The sequence below is a fragment of the Pseudogracilibacillus sp. SE30717A genome (assembly GCF_037071985.1).
Classification (GTDB): Bacteria; Bacillota; Bacilli; order Bacillales; family Amphibacillaceae; genus Pseudogracilibacillus.
The window spans coordinates 1-24617 of record NZ_JAXHDF010000003.1 but is presented as its reverse complement, the minus strand read 5'-3'; the positions used below and the strand labels follow the sequence as shown (position 1 = coordinate 24617).

The window sequence follows — 24617 nt, the reverse complement described above, 5'->3', positions numbered from 1 at the left end:
TCTTGCATGAATATACTATGAGCTGCAATATTAAAAACTAGGAGGTAAAACATATATAATTTTTCACGCAGTTCTTAATGAAGGAATTATTTATATCAAAGAAAGAGAGGTATTTCAAAATGAAACATAGTTATCGTTACAATATTTTATTTATGATGGTCTTAATGGTTATCATCAACTATATTGACCGAGGAGCTATCTCGTATGCTTCAGAAGATATTATAAAAGAATTTGGTTTTGGTGCGGTTGAATGGGGAGCAGTTCTTGGTTATTTTGGTTACGGTTATTTATTTGGAGCGCTGTTCGGTGGTGCTCTTGCAGATAAAAAAGGACCTAAATTTGTTTGGATTATCATTGGAATTGGATGGTCATTATTCGTTATCGTCACCGCATTTGCAGGAGAAATTGGAATTGCCCTATTTGGCGGTTCAGCGATTGCAGGATTTGCTGTTGTCCGAATTATGTTCGGTTTCTTTGAAGGCCCTACGTTTTCAACAATTAATAGAACTGTTGCAAATTGGGCTACACCGAGAGAAAGAGGATTTGCTGTCTCTTTAGGGTTATTAGGTACACCACTTGGAGCGATGTTGACAGCTCCTGTAGCAGTTTTAATTTTATCCATAACAAGTTGGAAAGTCATGTTCGTTATTTTAGGAGCATTAGGACTTATTTGGGTTATTATTTGGTCCAAAATGTTTACAGATTTACCAGAGCAGCATAAGAAAGTATCAAAAGAAGAACTAGATAAAATTAGATCTATGGATGCTTTACTCCCTGATGAACAGTTGGTCAAGGAAAATGAGGAAGATAAAATTAAATGGTTTCATTTCTTCCAGAATCCAACTTTAGTATTTAACGCCCTAGGTTATTTTGCATTTCAATATATTAATTTTCTATTACTAACTTGGACACCTAAATATTTACAAGACGAGTTTGGATTTCAATTATCCTCGTTATGGTATTTGGGAATGATCCCATGGATTGGTGCCTGTTTTACAGTATTAATAGGCGGAAAAATATCAGATTATTTACGAATGAAAACAGGCAGTCTTCGAATTGCCAGATCTGGTTTAGCGGTAGTTTCATTATTATTAACAGCTACTTGTTTTATGCTAATACCGACTGTTAACACAGTGGTCGGTGTAATGACTCTTATGGCTATTGGTAACGCCTTTAACTCTTTACCAAACTCCGTATACTGGTCGGTAATCATTGATACTGAACCAAATAAAGCGGGAACATATGGTGGGATCACTCATTTTATTACCAATACGGCTACCATCATTGCACCTACATTAACAGGTTTCCTTGTCGTAAGTTATGGATATTCATCGATGTTCACCGCTGCAGCAGTTGCTTCAGTTATTGGTATGATAGCAATGCTATTTGTAAAACCAGGAAAAAGAACAACGAAGAAATTATCTACAATTTAGTAAGGGAAGAGATTAGTAATGGATATCTTGCATTTAAATACGTGTATAAAGAAGAAAGAAATATCTCCAGTAGATGTAGTAAAAGAAACGTTAGAAAAAATTTATGAGAAAAATCCACAAACTAACGCGTTTATTACAATTTCTGAGAAAGAGGCATTAGAAAGTGCCAAAGTTTTAGAAAAAGAAATGATCGAAGGTAAAGTTAGAGGTCCTTTGCACGGAATTCCCATAGCGGTAAAAGATTTAATTTATACAAAGGGAATAAAAACAACAATGGGCTCTAAAATATACGAACATTTTATTCCTTCAGTTGATGCAACAGTTGTAGAAAAATTAAAACAAGCCGGAGCAATTATTATTGGTAAAGCGAATACACATGAATTTGCTTATGGACCAATAGGAGATCGTTCTTATTTCGGTGCATGCAGAAACCCATACAATTTAGAAAAAATTTCAGGAGGATCAAGTAGTGGCTCCGCAGCTGCAGTTGCCGCAAACATGGTTTTAGCTTCTATAGGTACAGACACTGGTGGATCCATTCGAATTCCTGCCTCTGCTTGTGGAGTAGTTGGAATGAAACCAACTTTCGGTCTTGTAAGTAAAGCGGGAGCGTTTGACCTAGCCTATACACTTGACCATATAGGACCTATTACAACAAACATAAAAGAGAATGCGTTGTTATTAAATATAATAGCTGGATTTGACCCGAAGGACTCTTATTCGATTAAAGATAGTCAAAACACAGATTATTCTAGATTAATAGGAAAAAGTGTGAAAGGAAAAACGATCGGAATCGCTATGAACAGCTATTTCACCAACCTAAATAAAGAAGTAAAAGATGCTTTTGATAAATGTGTCACTATTTTTAAACATCTACAAGCGAACATAACAGAAGTAGTTGTGCCAAATATTGAGGAAATAGCCGATGCACAGGCTGTTACCATAAAAGCGGAAGCCTCTGCAGTTCATGCCGATTCCCTACAAAGCTATCAAGGTAATGTTGATGATGAAGTATATGAAAGATTAGTAGCTAGCAAAGAAGTGAAGGGATACGAATATGTTCAGGCACAAATGAATAGAAATAAATTAATTTCAAACCTGAATCAACTATTTAATGATGTTGATATACTTATCGTTCCCACACTTCCAATACTACCAACGGATATCGGTCAAAGGGAAGTAACAATAAATCATACATCTGTATCGACACAACATGCACTATTAAAGTTAACATCGCCATTTAACTATACTGGTAACGCTGCGTTATCTATTCCTATAGGAATGTCGAAGAGCGGTCTACCAATTGGCATCCAGCTCATAGGTAAACATGGTGATGAAGAAAAATTATACCAATTTGGGTATGCATTAGAGTCTGAGCTCGGGGCGAGTTAAACCTAATTACAAAAGGATTAAAATAATCCGTTTTTGCATTTAGGTAAAAGGCAGCGGAGTGTTCACTATAATCGTACATTCTGCTGCCTCCTTTTTAAATATAGTCCACAAAACTATTTATTTTCTGCTTTGTTCTGTCATTTATGAACCACTATTATTCAAGCCTTTGTTTCTGTAATGCCGGGTCTGAGATCCATCCCTTTTGTATCGCCTGAACAACAGCTTCTGTTCTTGACTTAACCCCCATTTTCTTAAAGAGACCACCTAAATGTTTTTTTACTGTTTTTTCACTGATTTTTAAGGCTTTAGAAATTTGTAAATTGCTTCTACCTTTTGAAATAAAAGTTAGAACTTCATATTCACGATCAGTTAAAAATTCCGGCTTTTTATTTTTTGTTTCCCCATAATTCACTGCTAAACCTTCAGTTGCTCTTTTCAATTTCCGATAATCTTCCACTAATTCGTATGTGAGGAGCGGGCAAATATAGTATTTGCCTCTATGTATCGTTTTTATTGCATCGACAAACGTAGCTGGAGATATCCTTTTCAGAAGATAACCATGAACTCCAAACCTTACCAGTTCGACCACATAATTTTTCTCTTTTGTATTTGCTAAAACAACAATTTTCATTTGAGGAGAAGATTCCTCTACTATACCTCTAATGTTTTCCTGGTTTTCTTTAAATATATTTAGTTCAATTAATAAAATGTCTATCGGCTTAGAAGTTAATATCTTAGCGTCAAAACAATCATTAATCGTTACAACATTGAACAATTTCTGTCCTTCTAAAATAAGTTTAATCCCTTCACGAGATAGTTGATCAGATTCTAAGATAGCAAGATTAATTTTCTTTTTTTGCAATGTAATGACCCCCTGTGATTTTCGGGTAACTTAAGAAGGATAGATGACAGCGACAATCTACATTGATATTTTTCTTTCAAATAAAGGAATGATAACGATTGAATACTCCCATATACTACAAAAGGTTAGATTAAACGAAAGGTAGCCATGTTCGGCTATCACTTCTTTAGTGGAACTTTCCTTTGATGAAATTTGACTATGTAGCTTCTTAAGCTAACAATTTTGCTAAACAGGAAAAACGATGCCAACAACCTGATGAGGAATATTAGTTACTATTAAACAACATTCACAAATAGCATATATAACTTAATTTTCCATTTTTCCATAACGATTAGCTTTTCTTTTTATATAGTTCTATTTTACTATATTTCAAGTAAAAAAGTAAGGTTTAACTCAAATAACTAATGAAATAGTCCTACAAAACAATAATTATGTGCTGTAATTGTATACATTAGAAAAACACCTAGATATGCTAATTTTCCCCCACATACCTAAGTGTTATTCTTTTATATCCTATTTAATTTTTTCACTCTCTTCATCACTGCTTCTTGTAAATCCCTCAATTTTTCACTTTCTGCTAGCCTTGCTAAACTAACAGCAAATTTCAGAGCTTAAAGCTATTAATCATAAGTTCAAATCAAAAATGAAAGCAAGTTATTAATATCGATACGAAGAAAAATATTTCCAGACTTCTGTATTCGTATAAAAAACATCTAAATTGATCGGTTTATTTTCCGGTGAATACGAAATTCTACTTCCCTTTAATAATGCAGTTCCATGTGGAATTTCTAAAATATCCGCAATATCTGCTTCTGCATTAACAGCCTCTATTGTATCTTCTGCAATAACCAATTCAATAAACGCTTTTTCACTTAGTATTTGTTGAATCGATGTAAAAGAAGAATCTTCCTGAAAAATTTCTATTGGAACAATTGGAGCGATAATTTGTTCCATATAAAAAATTGGCTTTGCATCTAAATACCGAAGCCGTTTCAAAAAAATGAGTTCCTCATCTTCGTCTACCATTAATGCTTTAGCATATGTTTTAGATTGAATTGTTCTTAATTCAAGTGTCTGAGCAGTGACTTTCTGCCATGAATAATTATATTGCCTTTTAAAACCCGTCATATTTATCCATTTTTCTTTTGGTCTAAAATTTGCGACAAAAGACCCTCTTCCTTGTTGCCGATATATGTAATTATCATTTTCTAACTGTTTTAAAGCTTGTCGGACTGGCGTTCTACTAACATTAAATTGTTTTTCCAATTCTGCCTCAGATGGGAGCATACTTCCAATAGGAAACTTTTTACGTAATATGTCATTTTTTATTGATTCATAAATGATCTTGTAAGACGGTTTCATCAATATACACCTTTCTTCCTAGCGACTTCTGATACTTTTTACATATAGTATTACACTTTACAATTTTAGTCAATTTGGTATAAAACTGACTACCTAATTTTTAAAAAATTGTTCTTGACACCATCATAGTATACTTGGTATTATAAGTCCACAACATTTAAAATTACCTGAAAGGATTGTTTACTATGAATAATCAAAATATTACTACTAACTTAACGGAAAATGTATTAACCATCACCATTGATCGACCGGAATCTTATAATTCATTAAGCACACAAACAAAATTAGATTTAGCTGACGCATTTACGAAAGCGGATACAAATTCAGATGTTCGAGCAATTATTATTACAGGCTCGGGAAATAAATCATTTTGTTCCGGACAGGATTTATCAGAAAGTAAAGATTTAGATGAACAAGCAGCCGAAAATTGGATCGAAGAATTTGATCATTTATATCGAGTTATTAGAAAAGTAAAAAAACCAATCATTGCTGCCATTAACGGATTTTCAGTTGGTTCAGGACTTCAATTGGCACTTTTGGCAGATATTCGAATCTCGAATACTTCAGCAAAATATGGAATGACAGAAGTAAATGTTGGTTTACCTTGTGTGATCGGTGCAACTATGTTTTGGGAGACTATGGGTAAATCAAAAACAATTGACCTAATTTTAACTGGTAGATTAATAGGTGCTGAAGAAGCAAAAGAATATGATCTCGTTACACGGATCGTGGAAGATGATGAACTACAGGACAAAGCGTTTGAATTAGCCAAAGACTTAGCTTCAAAACCACCTACCGCAATTGCAATTAATAAACGAAGATTTAACCAATTAAGTGAACAAGAATTCAATAACTGCATGAATTATGCCGTAGAAGCACACACCATTGGTTACAGTTCAGGTGAACCACAACAAGCGATGAAAGAGTTTTTCGAAAAAAGAGCGAAATAAATCAAATTTGAGGGATTAAACATGAAATTATACGAATTTGAAGGTAAAAAACTATTTAATAAATACGGTATAAACACAGCTAAGGGTTGGTTACTAGACGACTTACCGGAAGAAACTCCCTTCCCACTAATCGTTAAAACTCAAGTATTAACTGGCGGTCGTGGAAAGCTAGGTGGTATCCAAATCGTTCGAAATAAAGAAGAGCTAATTACTAAATCTGAGAAACTGTCCCATATGACCATCAAAGACGAAAGAGTAGCCGGTATTTATATAGAAGAATTAGTAAATTTTCAACAAGAATATTATCTTTCTATTGTTATTGATCGTAACAAAAAATCTCCTGTTTTAATCGTAAGTAAAGAAGGTGGAGTAAACATCGAGGATGTCCCTAAAGAAAACATCTTATTTATTCCGATAAATCCATTACTAGGTTTGCAGACCTATATGATCCAAAAAGTACAAATGTTTCTAAATAATAGAGAACCTTTTATATCCCAATTGATTCAAAATTTATGGACGATGTTTACGAAGGAACAAGCGGAATTAATCGAAATAAATCCATTATTTATAGTAGATGACGGCTATGTTGCTGGAGATGCAAAAGTTATTTTAGATGGTAGCGCAGACCGTGCAAGCGATCCAATACTGATTAAAAGAGATCAGAATAGTTATGAAGCAAAATGCGCCGAATTACATACTGTCGGTGTTGAATTAGATGGAGATGTAGCCATCATTACAAGCGGTGCAGGACTTGGAATGGCAACATTTGATATGGTCTCAAGTAATGACTTAACAGTAAGAACACTTGTAGATCTAGGTGGACACGCCATCCACGATGAAGAAATTGCAAAAAAACTAATTACACAAATTAAACTGTTGCGACCAAAAGCTTTTCTATTTAATTTCTATTTTCAAGTAGCTAGTTGCCTTGTTCTTGCAAAAGCGATTGAAGAACAGCTAGGCAATTCGGATATCCCTGTAGTCATTCGTTTAAAAGGACAAGATGAAGCAGAAGCTGAAGCTCTCTTATCAAAATACGAAAACATTCATATCACAGATAAAATTAAAACAGCATGTACGCTTACTCGGAACTTGGTTAGAGGGGTGACAATCTAATGGCCATCATTATTAATGAACAATCTAAAATTATTATTCAAGGAATAACTGGAAATATCGGTCAATCATTTGCCAAAAGAATGCTATATTACAATACACCAATTGTGGGAGGTGTTACTCCCGGTAAAGGTGGTCAAAAGGTCTTTAATTTACCAGTCTTTAACACAGTTGAAGATGCAGTAAAGAAAACGAATGCCGATTGTTCGTTTATTAGTGTTCGACCAACTTTTGTTAAACAAGCTGTTTTTGAAGCAATTGATGCAGGAATAAAAGTAATCGTTATTTATTCAGAAGGAGTTCCACTACATGACAGTTTAGAAATGGTACATTATGCAAAACTGCATCAAGTAATATTACTCGGCCCTAATTCTGCTGGAATCGTATCACCCGAAAAAGCAAATATGAGTGATATTCATGATTCTATTTTAAAGCCTGGTAACATTGGTATTGTTTCTAGAAGTGGGACATTGACATATGAAGTAATTGAAATGTTAAAACAACAAAATTTAGGTACAAGCACGATTGTTTGTTTAGGTGGCGACCCAGTTGTTGGATTGCAGCACTATGATGTTTTAGAAAAGTTTGAAGAAGATCCAGATACAAAAGCAATTGTTTATGTCGGTGAAATTGGTGGAAACGATGAAGTATTTTCGGCAGAAATCATTAAGGAAATGTCAAAACCAGTATATTCCTTTATAGCAGGATTACATGCACCAGAAGGTAAAAGAATGGGACATGCAGGTGCCATAATTGAAAATGAATCTGAAACAGCGAAAGAAAAACAAAAAATCTTAGCAGCTGCAGGAACAAATTCCGTACACTTACTAAGTGATTTAGCGGAAATAAAATTTCTATCCGAAAATATTTGATGCAGAAATGACCACTTTACCTAACTAACAGATTAATTGACTATAAAATAACGAAAACCAATTAGAGGGCTAATCTCCGGTCTTAAACAGGGACCGGAGATTCAATCACCTAAATAGTAAGGGTTTTCACTTTTACACTACAAATCGTCGTAGGAATTATGCTTAATAATAAATAGTTAAATCATAATTTACTTCTATTCGTTTAACCAAAAAATCCTATCGTTAGGAGGAGAAAATTATGAGAGAAATTAAAGGAAAAATTGTGATTATATTTGGAATATGGGCTCTTGTTACTGTTCTCTTCCATCTATATACGGCAATGTTCGGGACACTGGAACCACGCTTACAAAGATCGATTCATGTCTTTCTTTTGTTACCATTAGTTTTCATTTTATTTCCGGCTACGAAGAAAAAGCGTGATAGCGCACCATCTCTTACTGATTGGATCTTAGCGATTATTGCTTTACTTCCAAGCTTATACATTATATTTAATGTAGAAATGATTAATCAACGAATTGAACAGGTAACAGCAATTACTACTATGCAACTCATTCTAGGTACCTTTTTAATCTTACTTGTTCTTGAAGCCTGTAGAAGAGCTGTCTCTCTCTCCTTTGCAATTGTTGTTACAACTATATTCTCTTTCATATTTATCGCACCCTATTTACCTGGGTCATTTGCAGCTAGAAACTTAAGTTTTGAAAGAGTTGTAGAAATAATGTACCTATCCTCCCATGATGGGATTTACGGATTTCTAACAGGAATTTCAAGTAATATTATTTTTGTGTTTATCATCTTTGCAGCAATTATGGTGTATTCAGGTGTAGGAAACTTTTTTATGGATCTTTCAATATTAATAGCGGGCAAATATCGTGGCGGTCCCGCAAAAGTAACGGTACTTTCAAGCGGATTGTTTGGAAGTATAAGTGGAAGTTCTGTGTCCGACATTTATGCAACCGGTAGCTTCTCAGTTCCTTTAATGAAGAGAATTGGTTATCCTGCTCCAAAAGCTGGAGCCATTGAAGCAGTTTCCAGTGCTGGAGGACCTCTCTTGCCACCTGTTATGGGAGCTGGAGCATTTATCATGGCAGAAATGACTGCAACTCCTTATACAGATATTATTAAGATGGCGATTTTAGGTGCGGTTATCTATTATATCGGTGTTATTACAATGGTACACTTTGAAGCCGTTTCAATGGGATTGAAAAGCTCAAAAAACGATTTTGATGTTTCAATAAAAAAAGTACTTGTCCAAATACCATATATTATTCCGTTTATTGTGTTGATTTACTTTTTATTTAATGGATCTTCACCGTCTAATAGTGCCTCCTATGGACTAATTGCTATGATAATCATTTGGTTAATTATGCCAAATAATCGTCTAACATTTAAAAAATTAGTTAAAGGTGCCATATACGCAGCTAGTATGGGTACTGTCATCGTTTCTGCCTTGTCTGGAGCAGGTATTATCGTTTCGGTTATCAACCAAACGGGACTCGCCTTATCTATTGGCAACATGATTACTAGATTATCAGGCGGGCATTTATGGTTAGCATTAATTCTCATTATGTTAACAACATTAGTACTGGGTGCGGGAATTCCGACAACAGCTGCTTATGTTATAACGGCAACTATTTCATCAGCTGCTCTTGCAGCACTTGGTGTTGATACAGTCATAGTGCATCTTTTTATCTTTTACTTTGCTATTATGGCCGATATTACTCCTCCCGTTGGTGTTACTGCATTCTCAGCAGCGAATCTCGCAAATGCTCCACCAATGCAGACAGCTTTACTATCTGTGAAATATGCATTTGCAGGGTTCATCGTCCCATATTTCTTCGTATATCAACCAGCTATCTTAATGAACGGAGCACCGATATATGAAGTAGTATTTACATTTATTTCTATCGTTGTTAGTGTGATTATTTTATCTGCAAGTTTAATAGGAATTATGTTCACGAAGCTCAATATAGTAGAAAGAATCATTCTAGCAATAATTGCCATTACGAATATTACTCCAAATATCTATGTATCTTTAATTTGCATATGCTTAATGGTTGGATATTTCATTTACAACTATTTAAAAAGTAAAAAATTTAATAAAAAAGAAACTAGCTCTTCTGATTACTCACCAGAGGCAACTAGCTAAAATTAAATGAGGTGAAGTTGATGAAAAAAATCTTGATTCTTCTTACAGTTGTTATCTCAGCACTTATTATAACAGCATGTGGTGACAGTACTGGAAAAGACAATAATGCATCAAATGATTCGTCATCAGATACAAAATCCAGTTTAACTTGGGCTTCCGGGGCACAAGGAGGAGGCTGGTACACCACCGCCGGAGGCTTAAGTTCTCTAATTTTAGATGAAACTGGGATAAACATTAGTACCATTCCAGGCGGTTCTCTGCAAAACATGCCTTTTATTGCAACTAACGAAGCACAATTAGCATGGATGCAACCCCCTTTTATTAGTGCAGGATTAAATGGAGAGGATCCATTCGAAGAAAAATTTGAAAATGTATCTATTATCGGAAACGGATTTGGAACAAACCACTTTCATTTTGTTGTAGATGCTTCTATTAAAGCAGATACTGTAGACGAGCTTTTTGCTAATAAAAAAGACCTTAATATTGTCGTAACACCAGTAAACAATTCCGATGAATGGGTTTTTAGAAAGATATTAGATTTTTACGATACAAGTTATGAAGATATTAAAAATGCAGGTGGAAAAGTAAGCCATGGTAGCTATGATGAACAATCAGATGCTTTAAGAAATGGAAACGCTACAGAAGTTTTTGCTCAATTAGCTTTACCAGCTGCATCTATCACAGAGGTTGCCGTTAATAAAGATGTAAAAATCTTGCCAATGTCAGAAGAATTAATCGATTATTTGACAGAATTTGGCCTAGACAAAAATCCTATCCCAGCAGGAACATATGAAAATGTGGTAAATGGTGATGAAGAAATCCCAACTGCTTCCATGGGAAATGTGTTAACAGTTTATAGCGGAATAGATGATGAAACAGTATATCAAATTACCAAAGCAATTAACGAAAACATTGACCAACTTCCTAACATTCATGGATCACTCGAATATTACTCTTTGGAAAATGCAACAAAAAATCTCGTTGGTCCGCTTCATCCAGGGGCAAAAAAGTATTATGAAGAAGTGGGAGAACTGAATGAATAATTTGTAATTCCGCTTTTAAAGGAGCACCATCTCATAGTAAAAGCTACATCTTAGTATAGAGATACTGGAGATGTAGCTTTTTTAAAAACATGACTTAAAAAATTAATTTTAACATCCATTATTATAGTGAGGACCTGAACTATCTCACTACATATCACTTCCTTCCTAAAAGTTCAACAGCCTGATCAAGTTAACAAATAAATATAAACGTTGGAAAGAATGTTCGTTGTTATTCGTATTCTTTCTATCCATCAGGTGCTCATCATTTTTACACTTTATTTATATGGAGAATCGACTTCATAATTCGCTAAATGTCCAATGAGCTCTTCACTATTACACACTACACCAAATGTTTTTCGGCAATTTTCTAGAGTCATTTCATGAAAATCTTCTCCATACGAAGTGGAACAACAATCTTCAACCATAACTACATGGTAATCTTTTGAATAGGCCTCTCTAGCAGTTGCTTCTACACAAACATTCGTTGCTGTTCCAGTACATATAACCGTCTCAATCCCGGAAGCTCTTAACAGCGAATCCAAATTTGTTCCCGTAAATGAGCTATAACGATGTTTATTTATCACTATTTCATTTGGAAGTGGTTTAATTTTATAAAATTCTGCTCCCCACGTACCAGAGATACAATAATTTTGTGGCAAATTATTTCTTTCGTGACGTAACCGGGTTGATTCTGATAAATAAATATCATCGTAAATTGCCTTTATGAAAAATATTGGGACTTCAAGTTCTCTACTTGCATCAATCAATGTCTCTAGTCTAGATACCATCTCTTGAAGTGGTTTCATATCCCTTCCAAGCCTGCCGAAGTATCCCCCATCCTCACAGAAGTCATTTTGAATATCCATAACAAGCAAGGCTGCCGACTGTGGGGTAACCTTGTTAGCTATATTACTTAACATGGAATATCCTCCTTCAATTTAACCCTCTATTATTTTACAGAACTGTCCGACACTAAATCTTGTGGCTGTGATTTATTAGTATATTGTTCTTCATCTCTTTTCCATAACTTAAAATAACTTTGAATATGATCTTCTGAAAAAGAGTTGGTGAATTTACTAACAATAATAACAGTAAGTAGCGTTATTATATTGCTCGATACCCAAGGCATAAATCCAAAAGTTAAACTGGAAGGTAAAATATTAGCTAGTAAGCCAACCATGACGAATAACCCAACAAAACTACCTGCAACAGCTCCAGCTTTTGTAGTTTCTTTCCAAAATAGACCGCAAAGAATCACTGGCAGCAAAGCTAGAATTCCTTGAATGGAAAATGTACCGATCCAAACTACTAAACTAGGTGGATTCATTGCAATAATTCCGGCAATCAACGCAAATACGACTAAGGAAATCCTCCCGACGAGCGTTTGATTTGCATGTGATGCATTTGGATTAATATGTTTTTTATAAATATCTTGGGTGAAAATAGCACTAACCGCTAATAATTGAGATGAAGAAGTCGACATAAGTGCCGAAATAACCCCAATTAAAACAAATGAAGCAATATAAGGATTAAATAGGTGCATAGCAAGTATTGGTAGAACTTGATTCGTATTTTCAATGTCTGGTAATATAGTGACCGCAAACACACCAATTGTGACTGCCGAAAATAATAGTAGAATACATGCGATTGGAAACCACACTGCCTGGGCTTTAAAGGCATTTGTATCTTTACTCATATAAAGTCTGGTAAATGCTTGAGGCCAAATTAAGCCGCCAACTGTACATAGCAAACCGTAACTAATAGCATATTTAAACGTCCAAACTCCATTAGGTCCGGGCATGGTTAATAGTTCAAGAGAATTTAACTTAGAAAGTTCTGTTTCTACATTACTAAATCCAACCGTTCTTAAAATAAGAATTAGCGCAGTCACAACTGCCGTAATCATAATGAAAGCTTGAATTGTGTCATTCCATGCAACGGCTCGAAGGCCACCAAAAAGGGTATATAACACAATAATTGCTAGCATAATCCACATCGCTTGAATATATGTTACCGCTCCCCCAGTTGCAATTTGAATAGTAATTCCACCACCTATTATTTGTAGACCGATAAATGGCGCGAGAAATCCTAATGCACTTATCCAATATATGATCCCTACCGTATTAGACTGAAAACGATGACTTAAAAAATCAGATACTGTAATAAAGTTAAACTTTCTACCTGCCTTCCAAACGCGGGGACCTAAGAAGCCAATTGCAATTCCTAAAAAAGCACATCCAAAAGGTAATCCTAATAGCATTCCATACCCATCTATATAGCCGGATTGGGGCAATCCAAGTAATGCGAAAGCACTCTGTATCGTTGCGAACATCGTTCCAAATAAAACAATCGTACCTAGAGTTCCCCCACCCGAAAAATATTCCTGTGGAGTAGCCTCTGTCCTTTTAAAAGCAATGTACCCTAGGCCAAATACAATGATTAGAAAAACGATACTCATTCCTATAAAAATTTGTACCATTCGTTAATCCCCCTTTATCTTCATTGTTTAAGAATCTTTCCAAAAAAAATGAACAAATAATCTTCCAGTGATGCTTAAAATTACGGTGATAACGATGGTATACCAAACCCAGAATGGTACTCCAATCAGAAGTGGTTCATAGGTTCTCCATCCAAATCCAGGTATATAAGCTAAAAGGAAAATTACAAGAAATAGTAAAAACCAATGAATTTCTTTTAACTTTTTCATATGTCTCCCCTTCTCTGGTCTATATTCCAAACATTAAGACTTTTTAAAAAACAAAACAGTTAATAATTAATTGACGTAAAAGAACCATCCCAAATCATGATAATTTATCCAAAAGAAATATCATATATTTAGGATGGTTAGAACCAGCCAGCTTTACTAATTATGTTCCAATACGATAAGGATTACGAGTTCGATTTAAGCTGGCAACTGCACTTAAACAAGCCATATAAGTAGTTCTTGGATTAATAGGGACTGGTTCATTTTCTAATGTCATTTTAAAACGCCCTGCTTTACCTTTCCAAGAAATTTCATGTGTATTATATTCAATATGTGGATCAGCTACAATACGAATTTTGGTATCGTCAAAACCTATTCCTGCCAAACTAAGGGCTGCAGCTATATTAATGTTTTGCGGAAATTCCTTGACACAATGTCTTGCAGAACCTTCATACAACACGGTTGGTTCCGTCATGTTTTCCAAATCAATATCCATTTTTTCTACATAGGGAATACCCGTCCACGCGATTGGGGCTTTCCTTGTTGTCATCGTAACTGAATCTATCCCAGCTATTAATGCCGCTTGAAGCGCATCTAATCCACCAATCCCTCCTGAAGGAACATGCAAGATACTGTTCCCAATTTTTGCTTCTGAAATTAATTCTTCTAAAACTTCGGTATCAACTAATGTTCCAAGACTTAAAGGTATTAAATCTATTCCAGCTCTTAAAATTTTCGGTCCATATTTCGAAAGTGCCTCATGAGAAGCGGTTTCAACGACAACATTAACATCATAGTTCATTAGCTCCTCTGGATTCGTAATCCATGGAATGTTATATTGTTCAACCTTATCTTTACCTCGCGATTTATTCGTTCTCCCGCAAACAACTACAACCTCCGCGTTATCTACTTCGTTTGACTTAACCGCCTCCAGTACATAACCACCAATTGTGCCACATCCAATAATCCCTATCCTTAATTTTTTTTCCATTTGATCTCCTCCAGTTTCATCTGTTTGCTTTAAACAATACCTAATAACAAACTCTCATCAACAATTTCTCTAACCTTGGAAATTTACAACATATTTATTAATTTTCTTCCTTTTCTTGTTGTTTAAGAACATGAATTTGTTTTTGAGCCATATATACTTCATCAATATGGCGTCTCATTTCTTTTTCCGCACCTGTTTTATCATTTTGATTGATTGCCTCATAAATTCGTCGATGGGCTGTGATTGCTTTTTCTCTTCCTTTTGGAAAAGAAAGTGTTATACTTCTTGCTTCGTATAATTCTTCATTAATTTGCTTTAACATTTCATTTAAAATGGGATTTTTTGCACTATCAGAAATTCCGTAATGAAAATCATAATCCGCTTGAATACGTTCCTTTAAGGATAAGCGCGGATTTTCCATTCTTTTTAAATCTTCTTTCAATCGTTTTATATCCCCACTTGTTGCACGTTCTGCCGCCAATTTAGCTAATTGACACTCGATAATAATTCGTGCTTCATGAAGATATCCTAAGTACTTTTCGTCATCTAGATCGTCTTTTAAAGGTTCGCTTCGCAAATCTTTATTTAAAAAAATTCCCTTTCCTTGGATAATGTTTAGGTAACCTGAATTTTGTAGAACAATCAATGCCTCTCTCAAAGAAGTTCGACTCACATTAAGAATTTCTATTAAATCTCTTTCGGTCGGTAATTTATCACCAGGCACTAGTCCGTCAGCTTGGATTAACACCTTTATTTCTTCTACCACGATTTCAAATAACTTTTTCCTCCTTGCTGTTCTATTCATCTAGTAATCTCCTTTGGCTTCGTATTATCTTCCACTTGCGATACAACAGTAGTTGACGCAAAATTGTCTCTCACCATTAATAAAGGAAGGAAAAAACTCCTGTCTTATTAGCAACTTAACCTATGTTTTCAAAAGCTACTCGATTTTGAGTTAACATAATAGTGTCTTTTAAAGCGGCTGCGGCTGCAGCTTTTGGATCGGATCTTCCACCAATGACTGTCAAATCACCCATCGTATCCGTTACGAAATGAATGCCTTTTTCTGAATTATGAACATTTGCCATTGGATGATCTGCAATTAATTTTTCAGGTTTAACAACCGCTTTGATTTGTCCATTCTCTTTTCTAACTATTCCCATTAACTTAATAACTTGCCCGTTTTTCCTAGCAGATTCAATCTGCTTCTTAGTTACTTCAGTTATCCCTGTTATCTCCACATCTTTAAATGTTAAGTTAGCATTCATAACTGCATTTGCTAATATTAATACTTTGGAGGCTGTATCATAACCTTCTACATCATTTGTCGGATCTGGTTCAGCAATCCCTTTTTCTTGAGCTTTTTTTAAAGCATCTTGATAGGACACTTCATGTTGTGTCATCTGTGTTAAAATGTAATTCGTCGTACCATTAAAAATGCCTTGTATTAACTCAATTTCTGTCCCCGCTAGACTTTGTAAAGCCACATCAACTGTAGGTAACGCCGCGGCTGTTGCGCCGCTCACTTTCAATTCCGCATTATGTTTAGCAGCTATTTGCGCTAATTCATCATAGCTATGGACCAAGGCTCCTTTACTTACAAAAACAACATGCACTCCTTGCCCTAATGCCTTTTTGGCATATTCCAAACTCAATCCACCAGTTTCTACATCGCTTACCCCCGCTTCTATCACGACATCCACCTTAACCCTATCTAATATCCCGCTTCCTAAAACACCTAATTCTCCTTTTTCTGGATATAAACCAATTTTCCTTTGTTTTTCTTTAACCTCAATTATTTGATCAATATCTAGTCCCGTTTCATCAATGGCTACACCCGTTGAATCGGCTACACCAACAATAGATAGCTCAATGTTATATCGATTCTTTAAATCTGATTTTTTCTCTTGAATTAACTCAAGAAATTTCAATCCGACTGTTCCACATCCTAATAAAGCTAAGTTTATAACCACAACTATCACATCCATTATTAATTTTTAAACAATTCCTTTAAAACGGGATTGCTACATATTCTAAAATAATGATCTTTTTGAATCTTATTCTTCATAGGGTATTTCTTGTTCATCAAAGTATTTTATAGCCCCAGGATGGAAAGGAAGACCTTTAATATTTTCTACATTTTCCGGCGTCACATATTTGGAAACGACATGTACATCCTGCAAAAACGGATTATTTTCAAGTATGGTTTTCACAATATCATAGGCAGTTTCTTCAGGTAATTCCGAATTAGAGGTAAGCGCAATCCATACCGCAAAAGTTTGAACATCTTCTTCTAATGAGTTATAAGCATCTTTAGGAATAACATCTTTCATAAAATATTCAAACTCATTTGTGAACTTTTCTATTTCTTCATCAGAAAAAGAAATAAACTTGATGTCATGTGTCGTTTCTAAATCAGTGATAAAAGGAGCCGGTGCTGCAGTATTTACTATCGCTGCATCTATGTCCCCATTTCTGAAAGCATTTGTTGTTTCTGCAAAAGATAAATATTCTGGTTTTATATCCTCTTTCAATGACATGCCCATTTGTTCAAAAAGCATTTCATTTGTAGCTAATACTCCACTTCCAGGCTCACCTACTGAAACTGTTTTTCCTTTTAGATCTGAAAATGATTTTATATCTGAATCCTCTAAGGTGACAATTTGAATCAAATTTGGATACATTGGTGTTAAAGCAACCATATCAATAGGCTCTTCAAATTGATCTCTTCCATTAATAGCATTTAAAGCCACGTCCATTTGCATAACAGCAAGTTCTACACTATGTTCATTAATTAGCTTTGCATTCTCTACTGATCCACCAGTTATCTCAGCAACCGTATTTAAGTGATTATGTTCCTTATTCAAAAGGTCGGAAAATCCAGCTGCCATCACATAGAATGTTCCCGCAGCTCCTGCGCTTGCAATCGATATATTACTCGTTTCAATTATATTACCATCATCTCCATCAGTGCTCTCCGTCCCATTGCCACAAGCTGTTACAAATATTGCAATCACAGCAATCGTAAGCACAAGTGCTAAATTTTTATACATAATGATTCCCCCCCTATTAATTTACAGCGAATGATAAAGCTATTTACTGAGCAACCTTTTCTGTATTAATCACCTTCTTTCTACTACTCCATTGAAAGGTAAGTACTATTAAGAAACCAATAAATCCTAAAATACTAACGAATTCATTTGGCGTTATCAGTAAAAATGCTGAGATAATTAATAAAATGCGCTGAATAGTTGTTGTTTTAACTATTAGCCAGCCCGCCAGACCTGCACCTAACAATACAGCTCCAAACAGTCCTGTAATTCCTGAAATAAATATTTCAAACTTTCCTCCTAATCCTAAAATTGCCGGATTATAAACAAACATATATGGAATGATGAATCCAGAAAGCCCTAACAAGACTGCGTTCCATGCTGTTTTCCAAAAATCTGAATTAGCAATACTAGATGCGGCAAATACTGCTAGAGCTACGGGTGGAGTGATCATTGATATAGCCCCGAAGTAAAAAACAAACATATGTGCAGGCAAAGGCTCAACACCAATTCGTATTAAAGCTGGAGCTCCAAGAACTGCTAAAATTAAATAAGCTGGCGTTGTTGGTAAACCCATTCCTAAAAGCATACTAGCAAGCATTAGCATAACTAAAATAAGGAGTAAATTTACATCTGCAAAACTAATAATTAATGAGGAGAATTTTAATCCTATACCTGTTAAGTTAACAACTCCTACAACAATACCCGCACATGCAGTTGATGCAATCACGACAAGAGAAGACCTTACAGCTTCGATGACTGCTTCTTTAAATGCATGTAAGGGTTTTTTGGTAATAAATGCTCCAATAAATATGGTAATTAAAACGGCATAAACTGCAGATTTCATGACTGACAATTGTGCAATGAGCAAAAAATATGTAAGTGCAATGATTGGTAGAAAGTATATAAATTTGGACAAAAGCATTTTCTTTAACGGTGGTAACTTACTTGTGTCACTCCCAGTAAGTCCTTCTGCATGTGCTTTAAAATGAACCATACCAAACAATGCTCCATAGTAAATAAGCGCGGGAATTATAGCACCAAGAGCTACTTGATAATAAGGAATACCGATTATCTCGGCCATGATAAATGCCGATGCTCCCATTAAAGGGGGCATAAATTGTCCTCCTGTTGATGCAACAGCTTCTACACCACCTGCAAATTCTTTTCTGTAACCAATTGATCTCATTAGTGGAATCGTAACAGTACCGGTACCCGAAACGTTGGCAACTGCACTTCCAGATATACTTCCAAATAATCCACTGGCTACTACAGCTGCTTTGGCCGGACCACCAGGAGACCTGCCAACTAGCTTTGTTGATAAGTCAATATAATATTGTGCTATCCCAGTAACTTTCAATAATGCACCAAATAAAATAAACAAGTAGATAAATTCAGCAGATACACCAAGTGGAATACCAAATATTCCTTCAGTAGTTAAAGAAATTTGATTAATTACTCGGGAAACATCATAGCCACGATGTCCAAATGAACCAGGAATATAATTTCCAAACAATGCGTAAGCAATAAAAACAATAGCTATTCCAGTTAGCACTTTTCCAGCTGTTCGACGTGTAAAATCAATAATTAATACTATAATTATGAATCCAGCAATTAGATCCATTGTATTTGGGGACCCAAACCGATAAACAATTGCATCAAATTCTAAAATAAAATACAACGAAGTAAGAATAGTTAATAAACAGACGATTAAATACCAGGCATTTTTTAATTTACTTTTTGATTGATCTATAAAAATTAAATATCCAATAATAAGTCCAAAAGCTAAGTGGATATCTCTCTGCAACAAAGCAGTAAAGGGACCGAAAAACGCTGTGTATAAATGAAATAAAGCCATAATAATAGCTAAGATAGTTATTAGTATTTTTATATATTTCGAAGGCTTCTTAATCAAATCGCCACACTCCTTTTTACAAATGTAAAAATAATTCTCTGTCCAAAATATTTTAGAATGTTTATAATTTCACAATCAATAACAAAAAAATGTAGTTAAATATCTGGTTTATTTTAATTTTCTATTTAAATATGTAATCAACATTAATAATAGCGCTTTCATTTTTTAATAGTAAATATCTAATAACGTTTCATTATTTATTATGTACATTTGTCAGAAAATTAGGAATCTTAATTTAAACTTATACTATCATAGTATGAATTTTGGCGTCAATCACTCTTTTTCTTCAGTTTTTTCAACTTTCATCCTTGCCTTCGAAGTATTTCTGTATTGATTTACTTTACATTTTTTGAAGAAACACCCATCGTTATTTGAATTTCAACAGGTGCATTGCCAGGTAATGAAGGAACGCCTATTGCAGCCCTACTCCCAATACCTTTGCTTCCTAGTTCTTCAAATAAATATTCAGAGGCAAAATCTGCTAGACTTGAATGTGCTTGGAATGTTTCATCACTATTCACATAAACAGTAAGTGAAAGGACCTGTGCTATGACCTCTTCATATGTGAGGGTATTCTTAGCAGCAGTAATTGCATTAGCAACCGCTTGTCTTACTGCTGCCTTGTAGTTTGTGATAGACTCTCCTGTTTGTACTTTTCCAATTTGAATAAGTACTCCATTTTTTCTTGGTGTCATTCCGGCTGTATAAATGATATTCCCAAAACGGGTGGCGGGCACATATTCACCTTGAGGAATAGGATTGTTATTATTTGACGTGTTCATTCTGATATGCCTCCACAACCTGAATGACTCGCTCTATCGCACTCACTGCTGCTTTATGATCTTGAGAAAAGTTTACCCGAAAGCTATCCGTAAACTGTGGTCCGAATTCAGTACCTGGCGTCACGATAACATTAGCTTGAAGCCTTAATATTTTTACGAACTCATTGATTGGCATATCCAATTGAGTAATTCTTGGAAAAAGATAACTACCAGCTTCTGTAAGTCTAACGTTAAATCCATTTGCTTCCTGTAATTTAGATACTAGATCGTCACGAATTGCTTGGTGTTCCAAAATCCGCTCTTCCATCCAGCCTTTAGGTTCCGAAAACCATGTTTTTAAAACAGCTTGGCTATACCCACCCGCACGAAGTGATACAATAGCTTGCAGCTTTTCCATTCGATCAATTATTTTAGCCGACCCAAATGCAACTCCTAACCTATATCCACTAAGCGATTCTGTTTTTGATGGTCCAATAATGGTGATGACATTTTCAGGATTAACAATATCCTGTGCACACAAATGTGTAAAAGTTCTTTTTTCAAATATTTGCCTTGAATACAATTGGTCGACGATTACTGTTGCCCCATATCTTTCTGCAAGTTCCGCAATTTTAAGAATTTCATCCTTAGAATAAATAACGCCTACAGGATTATTGGGATTAGAGAATAAAAATAGTTTAACACCCTGTTTAAAAGCCTCTTCTAACTGGGTTAAATCCAATCCTGCTGAAGCATCATTTTCAAAATAATCCATCTGAATGGGAACAATTTCACCATCAAAGAATTCGACTAATTTCCGATTAGCGAAATAATCTGGTTCGACAATTGCAACCTTATCACCTTTAGCCACCGTGGATCCCATTGCAAGAAAAAGTGCACCTTGTGTTCCAGGAGTAATGATAAAATTCTTATCAGCATTAATTTTTGCACCAGTAAAATTAGAAAGCTTTTTAGCCACGTTTTCTCGGATATCCATACTCCCACGATATTCGGTATAAGCCTGCTTTCCTCCAATATGAACTCCTTCAATAAACACATCCAAGGAACCTGGAATAGGCTTGAATGCATCTACATCACCATGTGAGAAGTCAACTGGTGTGCCAGGTATTTTATCAAAACGCAGTTTAATTTCATTCGTATTTTGTCTTACTTCTTGTCCGGGTGCATATTCAGCACCAAGTTTTAAAAACTTTTCTTCTATTAAACTCATTTTTCGATACACCCTTTTCATTTTTATAGTTTTGCATATTTTTTGATTATTCTTTATAGTTATAATAGTATCTCTTGTAATTCGGTAACGCCAATAGGAAAATATTATAACGATATATATAATTCTTTATATGATTAAAAGTAGTACAACAATCAATCAGAATTCTCTTCATCTAGGTATGTATCACAACAAAGGGAGCGAGGATCAATTTATGTTAAAAAACATGGATTATGTTCATGCGGTATATGTACATAAAAGTTTTTCTAAAGCGGCTGAAAAACTTTATATTTCTCAACCTGCACTTAGCGCAACAATTAAAAGAGTCGAAGAGGAAATTGGTCTTCCTATTTTTGATAGGAGCAGTAATCCGATTCAATTAACACAAGCAGGAAAATATTATATTGAATCAATTGAATCAATCATGAATATAGAAAACAAGATGAGATCTTATTTTAATAGGTTGTTAGATAACAACCGTGGGACAATTAATGTAGGGGCTGCTTCCTTTTATTGTACGTATATTCTCCCGACAATCATACAAGAGTTTAAGGTAGAATACCCTGATTATACTGTAAATCTATTGGAAGCAAATGCCGATGAGTTGATGAAATGTTTACATTCAGGAATTGTCGATATAGTAATAGACGTTGAGAAAAAAGGAATTCCAAGAGCATTTGATTCTCTTATTTGGTCAAAGGAAAATTTATTACTTGCAGTTCCTTCATCTTACGATATAAATAACCAATTAAAAAAATACCGTCTAACTTTCGATGACATTGCGAGTGGGAATTACTTAAATAAAAAACATCCAAAAGTGGATGTGAGAATGTTTAAAAATGAAAATTTTCTTTTGTTAAAACAAGGAAATGATATGTACGAGAGGAGCTTAAACATATGTAAGAATGCAGACTTCACCCCGAAAGTCACCATATACTTAGACCAAATGCTTACAGCCTATAATATTGCTCGAAAGGGTAAAGGAATTGCCTTTGTCAGAGCTGGAGTAACTCGCTATTTAGAAACAACAAACGAATTATACTTTTATAAAATAAATGATGAGAATGCTTATCAGAATATTATGTTATATTATAAAAAAACGGACCCACTTTCAACAGTAGGAATGGATTTTATTACGTTCTTAAATAATAAAGAGCATGATAAAACTTCATAAATAAAACTGATAGTGGGTTCAGATTAAAGGAACGCTCTTTTGTATACATCACCAAGCATATTTTCGACAAGACCTTTTAAGCAAATTTTGTACTACTACGAAATAATAGAGCGTTCTTTCTTTAAAATTTCTACCCTTATTTATTTGCCATTACTATTTTTTGCGTTATCTCTAAGAATTCTTCTATCTCTTCTATGCTATTACAATGTAATGGTGATACTCTAATGACACCATCCAATCCAAACGATTCCAACATTCTTTTTGAATAAATACTTGATGCAACACGTTCATAAACTATTATGTTTTCAGCTTCATATTGTTTTACTGCTTCTTTATAATCTAAACCATCTATGCTTATTGCGATGATCAAATCCCTTTTAGACAAGTCTTCATAATCTAAGTGAACAGTAACCCCTTGAATACTTCTTAACCCCTTCACTTTATCTGTTCCATTTAACATGTTTTCAAGAAGCGCTCTTTCATGTAATGAAATTCGTGTCATTCCTTCTACATATAAGCTTCTTCTATCCACTTCTTTTGAAAACTTACTACCTATCCAACACACATAGTCTGTAATCTCACTTATTGCAGCAAAATGTCCTGTGGCTGAACCACCTAGTTCCAGATCACCATCTTCTTTTCCATATAAACGATGATGGGGAAGTTTTGCAGCTCTGTCGGAAAGGTAAGCAATACCACTCCCTTTTACACCGAAAAATTTATAAGGAGCAAAATTCGTTGCATCTATAGGAGTATTTTCAATGTCAATAATCCCATGCGGAGCATGTTGTACCGCGTCAACAATAATATATAAATCTGGTTTTATTTTTCTTGCTTCATCTACAATTGTTTCGATATCTAAAATAGCTCCCGATATATTTGACGCATAAATAACGCTTAATAGGCATGTTTCATTATCAATTTGCTTTACTATTTCTTCAACGTCCACTCCCCCAGTTACCCGATTTGTTTTTGCGATTCGCAATTCTTTTCCAAATTTATTCGCATAAAATTTCGCTGCATCATATGCTGAAGGATGCTCTAATGCAGTAGTCACTATATTGGTTCCTTCAATGTTTTCAGCTATCACACCAGTAATATCAAAAATTGCTTGAGAAGCGGTGAGGTAGGTTTTGATACTGCCATTTTTCGCATTAAATATCGTCCGAATATCGCGTTCACCTTTCTGTTCAACATTTACTAAATATTTTGCGGTTTCATGTTCACGCAAAGGGTGATCGGGAATCAAATCATACTTCGCAAATTCCTCATTTGCGCTTTTTAACTTAAGAGATCCTCCTGCATTGTCAAAAAACAATCTTTTATTCTGTTTTAGAGGATCAATATCGATATATGCAAATCTTCCTCTAATTTCCGACAATAATTCTTCACTAAATAATGCTTCGGTTTTTAGTTTAACCATTGTTTTATATCCTCCAATTATAATACGGTTTAAACTAATAGTAATACTACTTTATCTTTAACTCCAATACGAAAAAGTTTATAATGATATACATTTTTCTCTATATGATGCTTAACTTATCCCAGTATAATATATAAAATACAGCTATGAATGTTACAAATATATAAAGAACAAAAAAGGAATTCAGTATCAAAC

At 34.7% G+C, this 24617-nt stretch carries 21 protein-coding genes; 8 read left to right on the top strand and 13 right to left on the bottom strand.

The window, feature by feature from the left end:
* Positions 1–119: 119 nt before the first annotated feature.
* Positions 120–1433 carry an MFS transporter gene (locus SPD48_RS05310; RefSeq protein ID WP_336257041.1) on the top strand — a complete coding sequence of 438 codons (1314 nt, stop codon included), beginning with the start codon at positions 120–122 and terminating at the stop codon, positions 1431–1433.
* Between the two features lie 18 nt (positions 1434–1451).
* Positions 1452–2825, top strand: coding sequence for an amidase (locus SPD48_RS05305; protein WP_336257040.1), 1374 nt, complete (start codon positions 1452–1454; stop codon positions 2823–2825).
* A gap of 154 nt (positions 2826–2979) precedes the next feature.
* Here SPD48_RS05305 and SPD48_RS05300 read toward each other — a convergent pair whose 3' ends face one another.
* Together SPD48_RS05300 and SPD48_RS05295 are read right to left on the bottom strand one after the other, a co-directional pair.
* Positions 2980–3687 (bottom strand): response regulator transcription factor, encoded by a 708-nt coding sequence (locus tag SPD48_RS05300; RefSeq protein WP_336257039.1) that lies wholly within the window; start codon positions 3685–3687, stop codon positions 2980–2982.
* A 657-nt stretch (positions 3688–4344) separates the two neighbouring features.
* Positions 4345–5049 (bottom strand): GntR family transcriptional regulator, encoded by a 705-nt coding sequence (locus SPD48_RS05295; RefSeq protein ID WP_336257038.1) that lies wholly within the window; start codon positions 5047–5049, stop codon positions 4345–4347.
* 185 nt (positions 5050–5234) lie between these two features.
* Here SPD48_RS05295 and SPD48_RS05290 point away from each other — a divergent pair, with 185 nt between their 5' ends.
* The 5 genes from SPD48_RS05290 (at position 5235) to SPD48_RS05270 (ending at position 11176) form a co-directional block, all read left to right on the top strand.
* The gene (locus tag SPD48_RS05290) at positions 5235–5999 is read left to right on the top strand and encodes an enoyl-CoA hydratase/isomerase family protein (RefSeq protein WP_336257037.1); all 765 of its coding nucleotides are present in this window, start codon (positions 5235–5237) and stop codon (positions 5997–5999) included.
* A 21-nt stretch (positions 6000–6020) separates the two neighbouring features.
* The gene (locus SPD48_RS05285) at positions 6021–7115 is read left to right on the top strand and encodes an ATP-grasp domain-containing protein (RefSeq protein ID WP_336257036.1); all 1095 of its coding nucleotides are present in this window, start codon (positions 6021–6023) and stop codon (positions 7113–7115) included.
* Positions 7115–7984, top strand: coding sequence for a succinate--CoA ligase subunit alpha (gene sucD / locus SPD48_RS05280; RefSeq protein WP_336257035.1), 870 nt, complete (start codon positions 7115–7117; stop codon positions 7982–7984). The genes SPD48_RS05285 and sucD overlap by 1 nt, the downstream gene beginning before the upstream one ends.
* Positions 7985–8222: 238 nt before the next feature.
* Positions 8223–10133 carry a TRAP transporter permease gene (locus SPD48_RS05275; RefSeq protein WP_336257034.1) on the top strand — a complete coding sequence of 637 codons (1911 nt, stop codon included), beginning with the start codon at positions 8223–8225 and terminating at the stop codon, positions 10131–10133.
* A gap of 20 nt (positions 10134–10153) precedes the next feature.
* The gene (locus SPD48_RS05270) at positions 10154–11176 is read left to right on the top strand and encodes a TAXI family TRAP transporter solute-binding subunit (RefSeq protein WP_336257033.1); all 1023 of its coding nucleotides are present in this window, start codon (positions 10154–10156) and stop codon (positions 11174–11176) included.
* A 275-nt stretch (positions 11177–11451) separates the two neighbouring features.
* Here SPD48_RS05270 and SPD48_RS05265 read toward each other — a convergent pair whose 3' ends face one another.
* The 10 genes from SPD48_RS05265 to SPD48_RS05220 all read right to left on the bottom strand — a co-directional run bounded on the left by SPD48_RS05265 (position 11452) and on the right by SPD48_RS05220 (position 21828).
* Positions 11452–12096, bottom strand: a complete 645-nt coding sequence (locus SPD48_RS05265) for a cysteine hydrolase family protein (RefSeq protein WP_336257032.1) — start codon at positions 12094–12096, stop codon at positions 11452–11454.
* Between the two features lie 29 nt (positions 12097–12125).
* Positions 12126–13655, bottom strand: coding sequence for a sodium:solute symporter family protein (locus tag SPD48_RS05260; RefSeq protein ID WP_336257031.1), 1530 nt, complete (start codon positions 13653–13655; stop codon positions 12126–12128).
* Between the two features lie 27 nt (positions 13656–13682).
* Complete coding sequence (locus SPD48_RS05255) at positions 13683–13883, bottom strand: hypothetical protein (RefSeq protein WP_336257030.1); 201 nt, start codon at positions 13881–13883, stop codon at positions 13683–13685.
* Between the two features lie 160 nt (positions 13884–14043).
* Positions 14044–14871: an aspartate dehydrogenase gene (locus SPD48_RS05250; RefSeq protein WP_336257029.1), complete on the bottom strand. Its 828-nt coding sequence runs from the start codon at positions 14869–14871 to the stop codon at positions 14044–14046.
* Positions 14872–14968: 97 nt separating this feature from the next.
* Positions 14969–15676, bottom strand: coding sequence for a FadR/GntR family transcriptional regulator (locus SPD48_RS05245; protein ID WP_336257028.1), 708 nt, complete (start codon positions 15674–15676; stop codon positions 14969–14971).
* Positions 15677–15791: 115 nt separating this feature from the next.
* A complete protein-coding gene (locus SPD48_RS05240; protein ID WP_336257027.1) occupies positions 15792–16844 on the bottom strand; it encodes a homoserine dehydrogenase in 1053 nt (350 codons plus the stop codon).
* 84 nt (positions 16845–16928) lie between these two features.
* Positions 16929–17924, bottom strand: coding sequence for a TAXI family TRAP transporter solute-binding subunit (locus SPD48_RS05235; protein ID WP_336257026.1), 996 nt, complete (start codon positions 17922–17924; stop codon positions 16929–16931).
* 43 nt (positions 17925–17967) lie between these two features.
* Positions 17968–19836: a TRAP transporter permease gene (locus SPD48_RS05230; RefSeq protein WP_336257025.1), complete on the bottom strand. Its 1869-nt coding sequence runs from the start codon at positions 19834–19836 to the stop codon at positions 17968–17970.
* A gap of 335 nt (positions 19837–20171) precedes the next feature.
* Positions 20172–20618: a RidA family protein gene (locus SPD48_RS05225; protein ID WP_336257024.1), complete on the bottom strand. Its 447-nt coding sequence runs from the start codon at positions 20616–20618 to the stop codon at positions 20172–20174.
* Positions 20602–21828, bottom strand: coding sequence for a pyridoxal phosphate-dependent aminotransferase (locus SPD48_RS05220; protein WP_336257023.1), 1227 nt, complete (start codon positions 21826–21828; stop codon positions 20602–20604). Before SPD48_RS05220 ends, SPD48_RS05225 begins: the two co-directional genes overlap by 17 nt.
* 211 nt (positions 21829–22039) lie before the next feature.
* Here SPD48_RS05220 and SPD48_RS05215 point away from each other — a divergent pair, with 211 nt between their 5' ends.
* Positions 22040–22999 carry a LysR family transcriptional regulator gene (locus SPD48_RS05215; protein ID WP_336257022.1) on the top strand — a complete coding sequence of 320 codons (960 nt, stop codon included), beginning with the start codon at positions 22040–22042 and terminating at the stop codon, positions 22997–22999.
* A 136-nt stretch (positions 23000–23135) separates the two neighbouring features.
* On the opposite strand, the gene SPD48_RS05210 is transcribed toward SPD48_RS05215, so the two are convergent.
* Positions 23136–24422: an aminotransferase class V-fold PLP-dependent enzyme gene (locus SPD48_RS05210; protein WP_336257021.1), complete on the bottom strand. Its 1287-nt coding sequence runs from the start codon at positions 24420–24422 to the stop codon at positions 23136–23138.
* Positions 24423–24617: the final 195 nt, after the last annotated feature.

Bases quoted from the DNA above. Each gene is read 5' to 3' on its own strand.
- SPD48_RS05215 (WP_336257022.1), top strand. From the start codon at position 22,040: ATGTTAAAAAACATGGATTATGTTCATGCGGTATATGTACATAAAAGT.
- SPD48_RS05290 (WP_336257037.1), top strand. From the start codon at position 5,235: ATGAATAATCAAAATATTACTACTAACTTAACGGAAAATGTATTAACC.
- SPD48_RS05295 (WP_336257038.1), bottom strand. From the start codon at position 5,049: ATGAAACCGTCTTACAAGATCATTTATGAATCAATAAAAAATGACATA.
- SPD48_RS05270 (WP_336257033.1), top strand. From the start codon at position 10,154: ATGAAAAAAATCTTGATTCTTCTTACAGTTGTTATCTCAGCACTTATT.
- sucD (WP_336257035.1), top strand. From the start codon at position 7,115: ATGGCCATCATTATTAATGAACAATCTAAAATTATTATTCAAGGAATA.
- SPD48_RS05235 (WP_336257026.1), bottom strand. From the start codon at position 17,924: ATGTATAAAAATTTAGCACTTGTGCTTACGATTGCTGTGATTGCAATA.
- SPD48_RS05220 (WP_336257023.1), bottom strand. From the start codon at position 21,828: ATGAGTTTAATAGAAGAAAAGTTTTTAAAACTTGGTGCTGAATATGCA.
- SPD48_RS05285 (WP_336257036.1), top strand. From the start codon at position 6,021: ATGAAATTATACGAATTTGAAGGTAAAAAACTATTTAATAAATACGGT.
- SPD48_RS05245 (WP_336257028.1), bottom strand. From the start codon at position 15,676: ATGAATAGAACAGCAAGGAGGAAAAAGTTATTTGAAATCGTGGTAGAA.
- SPD48_RS05275 (WP_336257034.1), top strand. From the start codon at position 8,223: ATGAGAGAAATTAAAGGAAAAATTGTGATTATATTTGGAATATGGGCT.
- SPD48_RS05310 (WP_336257041.1), top strand. From the start codon at position 120: ATGAAACATAGTTATCGTTACAATATTTTATTTATGATGGTCTTAATG.
- SPD48_RS05210 (WP_336257021.1), bottom strand. From the start codon at position 24,422: ATGGTTAAACTAAAAACCGAAGCATTATTTAGTGAAGAATTATTGTCG.
- SPD48_RS05305 (WP_336257040.1), top strand. From the start codon at position 1,452: ATGGATATCTTGCATTTAAATACGTGTATAAAGAAGAAAGAAATATCT.
- SPD48_RS05265 (WP_336257032.1), bottom strand. From the start codon at position 12,096: ATGTTAAGTAATATAGCTAACAAGGTTACCCCACAGTCGGCAGCCTTG.
- SPD48_RS05250 (WP_336257029.1), bottom strand. From the start codon at position 14,871: ATGGAAAAAAAATTAAGGATAGGGATTATTGGATGTGGCACAATTGGT.
- SPD48_RS05225 (WP_336257024.1), bottom strand. From the start codon at position 20,618: ATGAACACGTCAAATAATAACAATCCTATTCCTCAAGGTGAATATGTG.
- SPD48_RS05255 (WP_336257030.1), bottom strand. From the start codon at position 13,883: ATGAAAAAGTTAAAAGAAATTCATTGGTTTTTACTATTTCTTGTAATT.
- SPD48_RS05260 (WP_336257031.1), bottom strand. From the start codon at position 13,655: ATGGTACAAATTTTTATAGGAATGAGTATCGTTTTTCTAATCATTGTA.